Origin of the sequence: Microcystis sp. M53602_WE12 (assembly GCF_030065455.1) — a bacterium.
Taxonomy (GTDB): Bacteria; Cyanobacteriota; Cyanobacteriia; order Cyanobacteriales; family Microcystaceae; genus Microcystis; species Microcystis aeruginosa.
Genome location: NZ_JASJFB010000228.1, coordinates 1 through 15,432, shown reverse-complemented (window position 1 = coordinate 15,432; position 15,432 = coordinate 1). Strand labels below are relative to the sequence as shown.

Annotated in this window: 9 protein-coding genes; 7 read left to right on the top strand and 2 right to left on the bottom strand. The window is 40.4% G+C overall.

Annotated elements, in window-relative coordinates:
- Window positions 1-372 precede the first annotated feature (372 nt).
- The 5 genes from PX482_RS08270 (at window position 373) to PX482_RS08250 (ending at window position 8,602) form a co-directional block, all read left to right on the top strand.
- On the top strand, window positions 373-3,495 hold the full coding sequence (locus PX482_RS08270) for a DEAD/DEAH box helicase (RefSeq protein ID WP_288093666.1): 3,123 nt from the start codon (window positions 373-375) through the stop codon (window positions 3,493-3,495).
- A gap of 13 nt (window positions 3,496-3,508) precedes the next feature.
- Window positions 3,509-4,348, top strand: a complete 840-nt coding sequence (locus PX482_RS08265; protein ID WP_288093665.1) for an SWIM zinc finger family protein — start codon at window positions 3,509-3,511, stop codon at window positions 4,346-4,348.
- Between the two features lie 226 nt (window positions 4,349-4,574).
- Window positions 4,575-5,846: an AAA family ATPase gene (locus PX482_RS08260; protein ID WP_288093664.1), complete on the top strand. Its 1,272-nt coding sequence runs from the start codon at window positions 4,575-4,577 to the stop codon at window positions 5,844-5,846.
- Window positions 5,846-6,271 carry a hypothetical protein gene (locus PX482_RS08255; RefSeq protein WP_288093662.1) on the top strand — a complete coding sequence of 142 codons (426 nt, stop codon included), beginning with the start codon at window positions 5,846-5,848 and terminating at the stop codon, window positions 6,269-6,271. Before PX482_RS08260 ends, PX482_RS08255 begins: the two co-directional genes overlap by 1 nt.
- A gap of 306 nt (window positions 6,272-6,577) precedes the next feature.
- Entirely contained in the window at window positions 6,578-8,602 is a 2,025-nt protein-coding gene (locus PX482_RS08250; protein ID WP_288093661.1) for a potassium channel family protein, read from the top strand.
- A gap of 49 nt (window positions 8,603-8,651) precedes the next feature.
- Here PX482_RS08250 and PX482_RS08245 read toward each other — a convergent pair whose 3' ends face one another.
- Complete coding sequence (locus PX482_RS08245; RefSeq protein ID WP_288093660.1) at window positions 8,652-10,430, bottom strand: hypothetical protein; 1,779 nt, start codon at window positions 10,428-10,430, stop codon at window positions 8,652-8,654.
- A 248-nt stretch (window positions 10,431-10,678) separates the two neighbouring features.
- Here PX482_RS08245 and groL point away from each other — a divergent pair, with 248 nt between their 5' ends.
- Complete coding sequence (groL, locus tag PX482_RS08240; RefSeq protein WP_002797729.1) at window positions 10,679-12,361, top strand: chaperonin GroEL; 1,683 nt, start codon at window positions 10,679-10,681, stop codon at window positions 12,359-12,361.
- 191 nt (window positions 12,362-12,552) lie between these two features.
- The gene (locus PX482_RS08235) at window positions 12,553-14,442 is read left to right on the top strand and encodes an ABC-F family ATP-binding cassette domain-containing protein (protein ID WP_002759848.1); all 1,890 of its coding nucleotides are present in this window, start codon (window positions 12,553-12,555) and stop codon (window positions 14,440-14,442) included.
- Window positions 14,443-14,691: 249 nt separating this feature from the next.
- Here PX482_RS08235 and PX482_RS08230 read toward each other — a convergent pair whose 3' ends face one another.
- Window positions 14,692-15,159, bottom strand: coding sequence for a hypothetical protein (locus PX482_RS08230; protein WP_002759849.1), 468 nt, complete (start codon window positions 15,157-15,159; stop codon window positions 14,692-14,694).
- Window positions 15,160-15,432 lie beyond the last annotated feature (273 nt).

The following is a 15,432-nucleotide window of genomic DNA, read 5'->3' as shown; positions in this document are numbered from 1 at the left end:
CGGAAAGAGTTCACCGGTGTGATTCTTGCGGCCACATTGAACCGAGAGATACGGCATCAGCGAAGGTAATTGAGAACCGAGGAAAAAATGCGGTCGGACTGACCGTGTTAGAAAACGCTTGCGGAGGCGATTTGACGGGGATCGACCGGGTTAAACCAGGTCGATCTAGTTAAAAGCCTAAGAACCGAGAATCCCCCGCTACACCGCGCGAGCGGTTAGCGGGGGAGAGTCAATAACCTTTTTCTCTTATCCAGAGGACTTCTGGGTTCGCAAAGGGACAAAAAAGTGTGGAGAATCCTCCCATAATCGCTACAATTTTTCTAGAGGCTAAGTATTGCCCTCATTTAAGTTATTTTGTACTCATTAAAAACCATGAAAATTCTTCACGGTACTTGGATTCCCCAATCAACGGATGAATTTATTCAGAAGGGTAGCTTTTATCTTTGGGGAGAAACTAGCACCCCGAAAAAGAGTCGCACCACTGCTGATAATTATCATCCTTTTCAGTTAAGCAAAGAAGAATTAACTAGCTTTCTCACTGGAGAGTTAGGAATAGTTCAATCGAATTATAATCCTCTTAGTCGGCAATTTGTCCCCCGCTACTTTCTTTTACCTAGTCACGAGAATCAACCTTTACCCTCCTTAGAATTACTACGTTATCTAGAAAAAGAACCCCCAGAAAATAGCCAATGGCAATCTTGGCAAATTGATTGTTATCCCCTTAATCCTGTACTTAAACTGCTCAATGATCTGCACTTTATCTGTCTTTACAACTCCTCAGAGATTCAGTTAGGTGCAGATTTACTTTTTTGGTATCACTACAGTCAAGCTTTTAAAGAAATAATTCTCAAAGATAACTATATTCCTGCCTTTAAATATCGAGAATTAGCCACAAATAACCAGAAAACCGCTAACTTTGCCATCTACCCTCTTTGGGAAATTATATCAGCAACCTACGAACCCAATCTCGATCACTATCTCGAATATCTTCCCCGCATTTGTCTTGCCGGCGCTGAAAATCCCCATGCTTCGCCACAATTATACGATCCCAAAACCCTACTCCGGCACTTCTCCGAATGTCTCCTCAATGAAATTGTCACTAATACGGCAATTCCTGCCAGTTTTGATAAAAAAATTAGCGAGACAATTATAGGTGATTGCTTCTCTGTGACTAAGGCTGCTGGATTTCTGCAAACCGCTGCCGCTTTAGAAAAATATCAACAGTGGCAAACTTGGAGACAGCAATTACTAGGAGACCAAAATATATCTAGTTTTAGCCTTGGTTTTAAACTAACGGAGGCCCCAGAAAATAATATTGAACAGTGGCAAATTACTTTTATCCTCATCTCTAAACAAGACCCCTCCCTGCGATTAGAATTAGACGAATATTGGTATGCAGTACCTGAAACTAGAACAAGCATACGAGCGCATTTTGGTCAGGATTTAGACAAAAATATTTTACTAAGTTTGGGTTATGCTGCCCGTATTTATCCCCCCATTTGGCAAGGATTAGAAACGGATAAACCGACGGGATTTTCTCTCAACCTTACAGAAGCTTTTACTTTCTTAAAAGAAACTGCTTGGATTTTAGAAGATGCGGGATATAAAGTGATTATTCCAGCTTGGTGGACTCCCGAAGGTCGTCAACGCGCCAAAGTTCGGCTAAAAACTACGTCTAAATCAGGCAAATCTACCCCCGTTAGTAAAGGTATTTTTAGCCTCGAAAACATCATTGAATATCAATATGAACTAGCCATCGGTGAAGAAACTATTACCCAAGAGGAATGGCAACAATTAATTAACACCAAAACACCCCTAGTTAAATTTCGAGGTCAATGGGTAGAATTAGAACAAAATAAAATGCAGCAAATGCTGGATTTTTGGGAGAAATATCAGCAGGAAAATCCTGAAATGAATCTGATTGAATTAATGAAAAAAGCTGCCGAATCCCCAGAGGAGATTATTGTTGAAACCGATGAATTTTTGGGTTCTATGCTAGAGAAATTACAAAATCCTAGTCAACTAGAACCGATCGAAAATCCTCCCCAATTACAAGGAACGCTGCGGGAGTACCAAAAGCGTGGAGTTGCCTGGATTCAATACCTAGAACAATTGGGGTTAAATGGTTGTCTTGCTGACGATATGGGATTAGGAAAAACCCTACAGGTAATTGCTAGATTGATTGGGGAAAGAGAGGGAGATAATAATGTTTTGCCAACTCTGCTAGTCGCACCCACTTCTGTGGTGGGAAATTGGGCAAAAGAAATTGAAAAATTTGCCCCCCATCTTCAGGTTTTAATTCACCATGGTAGTAAGCGCTATCAAGATGAGAGCGAATTTCAGACAGTAGCTAGTCAAAAGGATATCGTCATTACTTCTTTTACCTTAGTTCGCAAGGATTTGAAATTATTTAACTCGCAATCTTGGCAACGTTTAGTAATTGATGAAGCACAAAATATCAAAAATCCTAAAGCAGCACAAACTAAAGCAATCTTAAGTTTATCTGCACAACATCGTCTCGCATTAACGGGAACTCCAGTAGAAAATAGACTGCTTGATTTATGGTCAATTTTTAACTTCCTTAACCCCGGTTATTTAGGTAAAGAAACTCAATTTCGTAAAGCGTTTGAAGTGCCAATCCAAAAACAAAATGATCGTCTCCAGTCCACGGTTCTCAAAAAATTAGTGGAACCTTTTATTCTGCGTCGGGTAAAAACCGATAAGCAGATAATTAAAGATTTACCTGACAAAGTGGAAAACAAACAGTATTGTAATTTAACTAAAGAACAAGCTTCTCTCTACGAAGTTGTCATCAAAGAAGTGGAAAAACAATTAGAAGAAGCGGAGGGAATAAAACGCAAAGGATTAATTTTATCTACCCTGATGCGCTTGAAACAAATTTGTAATCATCCCCGTCAATTTTTACAGGATAACAGCGCTTTTACTCCTGAGCGATCGCATAAGTTAGAGCGTTTGGGAGAAATGCTAGAAGAAGTAATTTTAGAGGGAGATAGTTTGCTAATTTTCACTCAATTTACTGAAATCGGTGACTCCTTACAAAAGTACCTCAAACAAACTTTTCGCTACAATACCTATTATCTTCACGGGGGGACTTCTCAACCAAAACGAGAACAAATGATCGAAGAATTTCAACATCCCGAAACAGAACCTTCCATATTTATTTTATCCTTAAAAGCTGGGGGAGTTGGCATTACTTTAACCAAAGCAAATCATGTTTTTCATTTCGATCGTTGGTGGAATCCTGCGGTGGAAAATCAAGCAACCGATCGCGCTTTTAGAATTGGTCAACAAAAAAATGTTTTCGTGCATAAATTTGTCACTTTGGGAACCTTAGAGGAAAGAATTGATGAAATGATCGAGGAAAAGAAAAAGGTAGCTAATGCTATTGTTAGTAATGATGAATCCTGGTTAACGGAATTAGATAACGAAAGTTTTCGTCAGTTAATCGCATTGAATAAACAGACAATTATTTAATCGAGGTAAACCTATGAATAAATTTAGTAAAACTTGGTGGGGACAACGCTTTATAGAAGCATTAGAGGAATTTACCGACTCAGCGCGTTTGAGTCGAGGACGTTCCTACGCTAAAAATGATAAAGTCAAGAATTATAAAATTGATGGTAATTTAATTACTGCTCAGGTGCGAGGTTCCATTAATCCCTACTTTGGAGTTTACAAAGAACCTTTGTATAGGGTGAGTATCGAGATTAAACCAATTACTAAAGCAGAGTGGTCACAAGCTTTATATAATCTTGGTTCAAGAGCGAGTATGATCTCTAAACTGCTGCTCAAAGAAGTTCCCGATAATATTGATGAAGCATTTAGCGATCTGAATCTGCACTTATTACCCCACAGTCAAAAGGATTTTATCACCAATTGTTCCTGTCCCGATTGGGAAAATCCCTGTAAACATATTGCTGGAGTTTATTACCTCGTTGCTTCCCAATTAGATCAGGATCCTTTCCTCTTATTTGAATTACGGGGTATCTCTCGTCAAAAATTACTGCAAGAGTTAGCAAAAACTCCCCTCGGTAAGCTGCTTTCCTCCTCCATCCAAGAGGAAAAAATTCCTCTTAACCCCGTTATCTCCTATCACACTAAACCCGAAACCATACCGGCAGCAGAAACAATTGATCTCAAAGAATTTTGGCACTCTCATCACCGTTTACCAGAAAATCCTCAGTTAGTTAAATCCGCAACTATTCCCGCAATTGTCATTAAAAAAGCTGGTGATTATCCTGCGTTTTGGGATAAGGATACTTCCTTTATCGAGGTAATGGAAGAAATGTATCAACGGGTACGCAATAAAAATGCAGGGATACTTTAAAAAAATATAAGTTTTCCTTTTGGGGAGTCAGGAGTCAGTCCCGATGTCAAATTAGGTTACACTTTATCTTGATCAGAAACGCTGTAGCTAAATTGCTGACTTTTTGACTTAGATATCTATCCATTAGGAGGGTAGATTAGAATAAACAGGTTAACAACTGACAGTAATTGAAAATCTACCCCTAGCCTGCTAGTATTGTTATGAGACTGGACATAAGAGAGACACAATGGAATCCTTAACTATTAAAAATTTTCTGATTATTAAGTATGCGGAAATAGAGATTAAAAAAATTAATGTTATCATCGGTGAACAGTCCACTGGTAAAAGTATTATTGCTAAATTAGTTTTTTTATTTGAAACATTTTTGTTTTTAAAGATTAAAATTTATGCTTTTAATGCTAAGGATCAAAAAGCTATCAGACGCATGGTGCTGCAAGATTTCGAGCAGCTATTTCCTAGATATGCGTGGAAAGATCAGTCCTTTAAAATAAGTTATGCTTTTAAAAATACTACTTTTATTATTGAAAGACATAAAGAAAGTTCCGATGGATATTATAAATTAACATTCACCTATTCAGAAAATTTTAAACAGCTTTATAATAGAATCATTAGACAGATAAGACGATTGGATAGAGATGATAGCTTAAAATCAAGCTCAAAAGCTCTTGAATACATCGAAAATAATCTTTCTGCTTCTGACTTATTTAAAGATCGAGAAGGATTTATACCCACAGAAATCTTCTTTATTCCAGCTGGTCGCACTCTGTTTGTTAAATACTTGACCAATAATATTTTTGCCTTTTTAGCTAATAATTTTGATCTTGATCCTCTCATTATCAACTTTGGCTCTAATTATGAAAATGCTCAACGCCAATACAGAATAATTAATGAATCAGAAAGTTTATTCCTATATAAAAAAGATGATAAAAAACTTTATGATCAAATTAAATTAATTACTGAAAAAATTCTATCGGGTAGCTATGGAAGAGAAAAAGATCAAGATTGGCTTTATCATGCCGATGGGAGAAAGATTAACTTAATTGATGCTTCAAGCGGACAACAAGAAGCCTTACCAATGTTATTAATTCTCTTAGTTTTCCCCTTTTTTGCCACTCACGAATCTAATCAATTTTTCATTGAGGAACCTGAAACCCATCTTTTTCCCTCCGCTCAAAGAGATATGGTAGAACTATTTACCTTACTTTATGCTAATAAAAATTGTCGTTTTTTTCTCACTACCCATAGTCCCTACATTCTCACAGCTTTGAATAATAAAATCATGGCAGCTAACGTTGAGCCTGTCAAAGCACAAAAATCTTTAGGTTATAAAAATACTATTCAATTTCAAGATGTGTCAGCCTACACAATTAGCAACGGACAAACTCAAAGTATCTTAGATACAGAGGTGAACTTGATTGGTATCAATAACCTCGATGCTGTCTCCGATGAACTTAGTCAAGAGTTTGAAGAAATTTTAGAAAGAAAGGCTCAACAATAATGGATATTAGTCACTGTTCTGAATGCAATAATAATAAAATAGTCAAAGTTAAGGAAAATGGGAAAGAATTCATCGTCAATAATAATAGTCAGAAATTAATTACTAAGATAAAAATAGATAATTGTTTAATCATCGAGGGAAAAAGATGCGACTGGCTGTTAGAAATTGATAGTCCCTGTAGCTTGGCTCTTTATATTGAACTCAAGGGTAAAAATATTGAACAAGCTTATGATCAATTATTGTCAACTCTAAATCATTCTTGCTTACAAGAAAGACATAAAAAATCTAAAAAAGAATGCTATATTGTCGCTTCTAGAGTATCAAAAGCTGGAACCAATGTTCAGGTTTATCAAGCAAGATTAAAGCAATCTCATCCCGAAGTTAGTTTAAAAGTCAAGTCGATGAAAGCTGAAATCACTATTTAGGTTTTTCCCTCAGAAAAAAGCTGAACTAATTATTCCTGTCCCGATTGACAAAATCCCTGTAAATATATTGCTGGAGTTTATTACTTCGTTGCTTCCCAATTAAATATGGAAGAAATGTATCAACGAGTACGCAATAAAAACGCTGGTATGTTATAATTAGGTGGGTGTTAAAAATTGTCAGACACCCTTCTTATTAAGAAAAAATTAAGGCTAGATTAAGGGGAGATCAGCACCCCCCTTATCAAGGGGGGCAGGGGGGATCGGAATTTTGAAAAAGCATTCTATTTTTTAAGACAAGCAGAATCTATGAACCAAGAATCTCTCAGCTTTGTCCATGGTAATGTCAAGTTAGCCGATCGCTTTTTAGTTTGTGGATTGGGTAGTCTCGGACAACACTGCGTCAAGTCTTTAAAAGAGTTTGGGGTTAGCGTCGTCGGTATCGAACTAATACAGCCTCCCAGTTGGGAAATTAATGATTTTCCCGATTTATTAGAGGAAATAATTATCGGTGATTGTCGTCAAAAAAACATTTTAGCAAGAGCGGGAATCGATCGCTGTCGGGCTGCTTTAATTGTCACCAGTGATGAGCGAATTAATGCCACTACTGCCCTAATTATTCGGCAATTAAATCCCCTTACCCGCTTAGTGGTGCGTTCTTCTAAAGATAATCTCAATCAGCTACTTAAGGAACGTTTAGGCAATTTTATCGCCTATGAACCCACCCAACTACCCGCCAATGCCTTTGCTTTAGCCACATTAGGCACGGAAACCCTCGGTTTTTTGCATCTCGACGGTCAGAAATTGCGGATTATCCAGAGACAAATTAGCCCCGAAGATGGTTTACTCGATCGCTTTTTAGGTGATTTAAATACCCCCACCCGTCGTCTGTTAGCACACACAGCCCCCGATGAACCTTTAAGGGCCGGATTTTATCAATGGTCCCCCACCACCACTATCGGGGCCGGTGATACCATTACCACCATCGAAACTACCTATCAAAACATCGATGCTACCCGCCAGAAACCTTCAAATTCTCGCCAGAAGTTGCGGCATTTTTGGCAAAAATTGCTCAAAGAAATCCAACAATTCTGGCAATTGAGTTTTCAGCAGCAAATTCACCGGGTGGCTTTCATGTCAGTATTTATCATTATCCTGCTGGTAATTATCGGGACTTTTCTTTTCCATCTCTACGCCCCGAGAGCTTCCTTTATTTCCGCTCTTTCAGGAACGGCGATTCTTTTATTAGGTGGTTACGGTGATGTTTTCGGTGCCTCTAACCCCGAAGATTTAAATGCGGTTCCCTGGTGGATGCAGCTATTTAGTCTCTTTTTAACCTTAGCTGGAACCGCTTTTATCGGGGTTCTCTATGCCATTTTGACAGAAACTTTATTATCATCAAGATTTCAATTTATCCCTAACCGTCCCCCAGTTCCCCAACAGAATCATATCGTTATTGTGGGCTTAGGTCGAGTCGGCAAAGAAGTGGCTAATTTATTACTAGAAATGCAACAGGCGATCGTCGGGGTCAGCTTAAATAGGGATTTTGATGCAACTATCCTGCCAAAAATGCCCCTGATGACGGGAAATATCGAAGAATCTTTAAAAAATGTCAATTTAGATAGGGCTAAAAGTATAGCGATTGTTACTGATGACGAAATCCTCAATTTAGAAGTAGCCCTAACCACCCGCAAACTCAACCCCCAAAGCTACTTAGTCATCCGCACCACCGACGACAACCTTAGTCAACAATTAAGTCAAATTCTGCCCCGCTCTCACATTTTGGGAACCAACACCGTAGCGGCAGAAGCCTTTACGGGGGCCGCTTTCGGAGAAAATATCATCTATCTGTTCCGTTGGGCGCAAAAAACGATTCTGGTGACAGAATACGAGATCGAAGCTGGAGATACTCTCAATGGTAGCTCGATCGGGGATATTGCCTACGGTTATCGAGTCGTGCCGATCCTACACCAACGAGAACGGCAAGCCCCGAAATTAATGCCCGAAGATTATCTCAATTTACGCATCGGCGATCGCATTGTAGTGCTGGCCACTATCAACGGACTGCGACGGGTGGAACAGGGTCGTCGCACTCCCAAAACTTGGCGCGTGCGGGTGGAAAAAGCCTTTAACCGCAATATTGCCGCAGAAGCACCCACCGTGATCAGTCGTTTTTCTAATTGTCCCCTGAAAACCGCCAGCGATCTCATGGAAAATTTGCCAGCGACTCTCGGCGCCCCCCTCTACGAACAGCAGGCGATTCGATTAGTTTCCGAGTTAAAAAAAATTCAAGTTCAAGCCTTGGCTATTCCCATTAACCCGAAATCGGGGTAAATGGGAGTTATCCTTTTTTGTCAAACTAGAAGGCTCTCTCGGTCTTTTTTTATGCAGTTAAAGTGACCGTAGCCTTGGCAGTTTGTCCGGAATCAGAAGTAGCAGTAATAGTAATTGTATCCCCAGCATTTCCTTGTGGGGGTGCAGTGTAGGTAAATTTGGCATCAGTGGTATTTTTATCAATTTTACCGCTTTCTGGCGGTGAGATTGTGATGGTGTAGTTACCAACGGGATTAATGCTAAATTCTTTCTCCCCGTTTAATGCTAAACTTGCGATAGGCGGAGCGATCAAAATCGTTGGAGGTAGTCCCTGTCCAGTGGAACTAGCCTCTACAGTTACTTTTTTCTCCACTTGATTAATTAAATCGGGAATAAGACGTTCGCTAAATCCAGCCACAAAAGCCATTGTCAAAAGTCCATATAAATAGGTGTCATTCCCCTTATTTCCATTGTCAGTCCGAATTTGTAAGGGAGAAATGCTAGAGTTAAGAATTAGCAGAATAAAGAAAGCGAAACTTCCCCCTAAAATGGGTTTGGTTAAACCAATTGACAATGGCAATAAGTCATCGTCATATTTTTGATTTTTGGGATTATCAAAGTCTTGCAAACGAGTTAGAAGACTAACTGCTCCCCCTAAAGTCCCTGTCATCAATATCAATATCAAGAGTCTAAAATTTCCATCTTTGTCCTCAGTATTTTGGTTACTAGAATTTGAGATTGGAGGTAAGGGCATAAGCAAATCCTTCACTGGAGGGGAGTTCATAATACCCCAATTCAAAGGGAGAGCTAACACTAATCCAATTAAAACTTTTGTAGGTATTTTGATAGAATGGAAAAGATTACCTCTGAATTCGGCTAGACCATTCCAAAAACCCATCTGGGTTTTTCTTAATCCTGTTTCGGCAGCATAGCGTAATTTTTGTGCCAAAATAATATTAGGTTGACCTGTTAAAGATTTAATCGCAATTTCTCCAGCATCTACCACCGACTTTACTTGCATGATATCCCAAGCTTTGGAACTGTTGATGAGTTCCACCTGCGCTATCCCTAGTATTATAATTAATTTGGCTAATTCTCCCTGTACTTCCCGGTCTAATTCTGGAGGGAATCCCGCTACTTGTTCTTTAGTTTTTCCCAGCAAAGTATCAATTCTTTGATTTAGTTTAATCACCTCATCTCTAGCTTTAATTTCATTGATTAAATCGTCTAAAGTTTGAAATAAAACACTTGCTTCTTGTACTTGTAGTTGTGCAGAATTATCTTTAAATTCCTTGACTAACTTTTCAAAGGGTTCATCTACTTCAGGAATTGAACTATATTTGTCTAATTTATCCTTCAGTTCAGCAATCAAAGACTCATTTTTCTGTTGTAATTCCACAGTCGTGGAAAATTTAACCAAAGTATCTTTAACTTTTGTTTGCCAAGCAGTTAGCTTTTCCTTAAGTTTTGGCAAGTTTGGAACGTTAGCATTAGCATCGAATAGAGTCGTAATTGTTGCAACTAAACTATCAGTTTCTTGGCTTAAAGTATCAAGAGGAGTTTCTGAACTTTTACCCGTAGATAAAAGGTTGATTGTCTCCACAAGCTGATCTATATGAGCTATTATTTGTTTTTCTAATTCTTCTCTGCTAGGTAAAGGGTCTGAAAAAGTTAATTCACCTAGTTTTTGAATAAGTTCATCTCTTAAATTATTAGTCTCTTGAGTGATTGTTTTGGCTTCTGTTTGGTAACTAGCAAGGGTAGCTGATTTATCCTGACTAAATTTATTTTGGGTTTCTAGAATAAATTGATTAATTTTTTGTTCGATAGCATGATTCGGATTAATCATGATTGTCTTCTCCTAAAAAAAAGGCGAAAATGGGCTAAAATTCGATTATCTCCCCGATGCTACAATAGTTATCATTGATTTTCTGCAATTATTCATAAATCTTGATAAATTTTTATTTTTTTAACTCAATTCAGTCTGCCGTGGGGAGATAACACCCTGATCTCCTCAATAACCGCACACCGGGATTAGCACTCAAGCCCTAAGAGTGCTAAATTAACTATAAGGAGTCCTATCACAACAGCGATACCATGTCCAAAATCATTGCCTTTAAAGATGAATCCCGTCGCGCCCTAGAAAGAGGTGTCAACGCCTTGGCCGATGCGGTAAAAATCACCCTCGGTCCGAAAGGACGCAATGTCTTGTTAGAAAAGAAATACGGCGCCCCCCAGATCGTTAATGACGGCATCACCGTCGCCAAAGAAATCGAATTGTCGGATCCCCTCGAAAACACCGGGGCGAGATTAATTCAGGAAGTAGCGGCAAAAACCAAAGATTTAGCGGGAGATGGCACCACTACCGCCACCATCATCGCCCAGGCTTTAATTAAAGAAGGTCTGAAAAACGTTACCGCCGGGGCCAATCCCGTCGCTTTAAGACGCGGACTGGACAAAACCATCGCCTATCTGGTGGAAGAAATCGCCGCCGTCGCTAAACCGATCGCTGGAGATGCGATCGCTCAAGTGGCCACCGTTTCTTCCGGCAACGATGAAGAAGTGGGAAAAATGATCGCCGCCGCCATGGAAAAAGTCACCACCGATGGCGTAATCACCGTGGAAGAATCGAAATCCCTAACCACGGAATTAGAAGTAGTGGAAGGGATGCAGATTGATCGCGGTTATATCTCTCCCTATTTCATCACCGATCAAGAAAGACAGATCGTCGAGTACGACAACCCCCTGATCCTGATTACCGATAAAAAAATCAGTGCGATCGCTGAATTAGTCCCCGTCCTCGAAGCCGTTGCCCGTCAAGGTCGTCCCCTATTAATTATCGCCGAAGATGTGGACGGCGAAGCCTTAGCCACTCTAGTGGTCAACAAGGCCCGGGGTGTCTTAAATGTCGTCGCTATCAAGGCCCCCAGTTTTGGGGAACGTCGCAAGGCGGTTTTACAAGATATCGCCATCCTCACCGGCGGTCGTCTGATTTCCGAAGAAGTGGGCTTAAGTCTTGACACGGTTAGCCTCGATCTGCTGGGGCAAGCGGCAAAAATCACCCTAGAGAAAGACAATACAATTATTGTCGCCTCCGGAGACAGCCGCAATAAGGCCGATGTGCAGAAACGTCTCGCCCAACTGAAAAAACAGTTAGAAGAAACCGATTCTGAATTCGATAAGGAAAAATTACAGGAACGCATCGCTAAATTAGCCGGCGGTGTGGCCGTGATTAAAGTCGGGGCAGCCACAGAAACCGAACTCAAGGATCGCAAACTCCGCATCGAAGATGCCCTCAATGCCACCAAAGCCGCCGTGGAAGAAGGTATCGTCCCGGGCGGTGGTACAACCTTGATTCATCTGGCTTCTAAGGTGAAGGCTTTCAAAGCTTCTCTCACTAACGATGAGGAAAAAGTCGCCGCCGATATCGTCGCCAAAGCCCTAGAAGCCCCCCTGCGTCAGTTAGCCAACAACGCCGGTGTGGAAGGCGATGTGATCGTGGAAGGTGTGCGCGATACCGCTTTTAGCGTCGGTTACAATGTCCTCACCGGCAAGTACGAAGACTTAATCGCCGCCGGAATTATCGATCCGGCTAAAGTGGTACGGTCAGCCGTTCAAAACGCCGCTTCCATCGCTGGTATGGTCTTAACTACGGAAGCCCTCGTGGTGGAAAAACCCGTTAAAGAAGCCGCAGCCCCCGATATGGGCGGCATGGGCGGCATGGGCGGCATGGGCGGCATGGGTGGCATGGGTGGCATGGGTGGCATGGGCATGATGTAATTCCTGATGCCGTCTGGCCCCTGAAAATAATCTCATTCCATTGAGCCAATCTGTCCCTTTTCTGGTTATCGTCGGCATTAGGGACAGGTTTTTTTTTCCTCGGGAAAAACTTTTTCAGCAGAACCTGCTTAATCTATCCTTTGCATTAGTCCAGACACTACACTAGAAAAGAAGGATTATTCCCAGAAATCATGACACTGCTGACGGTTCGATCGCTCAAAAAAGACTTCGGTATCAAGGAAATTCTCAAAGATGCCAGTTTTAGCCTCGATGATCGCGATAAAGTCGGCCTGATCGGTACGAATGGATCGGGAAAATCGACCCTATTGAAAATGATCGCCGGATTAGAAGCGATCGATGGTGGCGAAATTCAAATCAATTCCGGGATGAAAATCGTCTATTTACCCCAGCAACCCGATCTAGACAATGATAAAACGGTTTTAGAGCAGGTTTTCGCCGATAGTGGCGAAAGTATGACTTTAATTAAGGAATACGAGGAATTGTCCGATCGCCTTGTCCATGAGCCAGAAAATCTGGATACTATTATGGAACGTTTGTCAAGGGTTTCGCAACAAATTGATAAACTTGCCGCCTGGGATTTAGAAACCAATGCTAAAGTTATTTTAAGTAAACTGGGCATCGATAATTTTAATGCTCGCGTGGGAGATTTATCGGGGGGATATCGCAAAAGAATCGCCATCGCTACCGCACTTTTAGCCGATCCTGACTGTTTATTGATGGATGAACCCACCAACCATTTAGACGCGCTTTCCGTGGAGTGGTTACAGAGTTATTTGTCCCGTTTTCGGGGAGGATTATTATTAATTACTCACGATCGCTATTTTCTCGATCGAGTGACTAATCGCATCATTGAAATCGATCGGGGAGATTTATCTACTTATTCCGGTAATTATGCCTATTATCTAGAAAAAAAAGCTTTAGCGGAAGAATCGATCGCCAGTAGTCAACGCAAACACGCGGGAGTTTTACGACGGGAATTAGAATGGTTATCCCGGGGACCAAAAGCACGCAGCACCAAACAAAAAGCGCGGATTGATCGCATTCAGGCAATGGGTAATAAGGAATTTAAACAGGTGGAAGGAAAAGTCGATATTGCCACCGCAGGAAGACGCATCGGCAAAAAAGTTATTGAAGTAGAAAAGATCTCGAAAGCTTACGGCGATCATACTTTAATTAAAGATTTTACCTATATTTTTACTCCCGAAGATCGCATCGGTATTATTGGCAGTAACGGGGTAGGAAAATCTACTCTCATGGATATTATTACCGGGAAAACTCTCCCCGATTCAGGCACGGTTGACATCGGTTCCACTATTCATATTGGTTACTTCGATCAACAATCCGATGATCTCAATATCAACGAAAATCAAAGAGTGATCGAATATCTGAAAAGTGTGGCCGAATTAGTCAAAACCCTAGACGGTAGCGTGATTACCGCTTCCCAGATGTTAGAAAAATTTCTCTTTCCTCCCGATCAACAGTATGCACCAATTTATAAACTTTCTGGAGGGGAAAGAAGACGCTTATTTTTACTACGAGTTTTGATGAGTGCGCCTAATGTTTTAATCCTAGATGAACCCACCAATGATCTCGATGTGCAGACTTTAGCAATTTTAGAAGAATATTTAGAGGACTTTAACGGTTGTGTGATTGTTGTTTCCCATGATCGCTATTTTCTCGATCGAGTAGTTGATACTATTTTTGCCTTTGAAACCGGGGGTAATATCCGTCAATATCCAGGCAATTATTCCCTTTATCTCGATCAGAAAAAAGAGGAGGAGGAACCAAAAGAAAAAAAAGTCACCCCAAAAACTGTTAAAGCTTCTCCGTCACCTGTCAATAAAAAAATCTCTTTTAAAGAGAAAAAAGAATACGAAGATATCGAAAAACAAATACCAATTTTAGAAGCAAAAAAAGCCGAAATTGAACAGGTACTTTATGGAGAACCCCTAGAAGATTTTACCAAAATAACCGCTCTGACCGAAGAATTAGCTCAATTAAGTCAAAAAATTGATAATTTAACCGATCGCTGGTTAGAATTAGCGGAAAAATTAGGCTAGGATAATCCCTATTTTCCCGATCGATTTAGTTAGGGTTGGCTGAATAATGGTAAAACCCTTTTAAAATAAGGCTTTTGACCTGCTAAAACTCCGATGTTCATGCTGCGAAAATAGGATTAAGACCTTCAAAAACCTTGCATCATCCTTCTTTTAGTACATAAACTGGTACAAAAAAAGAGGATAACAAAGCCTGAAACGACCGGTTACTGACTCCTAACCCCACCAACAAACTTTTTCAGCAAACCCTAGTTAAAACTGAGTGATAATTTCTGGTGAATCATCCTCATCCATGACCAGATCTACCGACTCCACCCGCAAGAGGGCCAAATTATCGTTAACCACCCCTTGAAGATAGATTTCCCCCATCCCTTCACCCCCCAGATCGATCGAGCCGAAAACTTGACCGGTTTTGGTATTAAAATTAAACTGAAAATAATTAGCCGAGGAAATTCCCTGGCTGACATTATCGTATTTAGCGATCTCTTGACCACTGTTATCATAAAAAGATACTTGAAAATTTTCTAAAACTCGCATTTTTCCCGAACCTTTTTCCGAAAAGATAGTCGGGGCCGTTTTTTCATCATAACTAAAAGAACCTTTAGCTGTATAGCCTTGATTTCCCAACCATTGAAAATCGAGCGTCACTGCTAAAACCCCTTGGCTATTCATGTTAGCAACTAAAAGCCAAGCTAATAAAGTCAATATTATCTTTTTCATTAGTCGGTTATTTCATTTACAGCAGTTATCCTAATGGTGAGGTAGGAACAAAATCGGTAAAACCCCACACCCCACACCCTGCCACCAGGAAAAACCTTTTCAGCAGACCCTATTATAGCAAAGGGATTGCTACTTGCTTCCAATTAAGTAGGGAGGCACAATTATTTGTAGGATGGGTTAGCGGTAGCGTAACCCATGCGGGAGTTGGGTTTCATGCTTCAACCCAACCTACGTTCATCTTATATTTAATTCCACCCACCTACTTAGTCACTG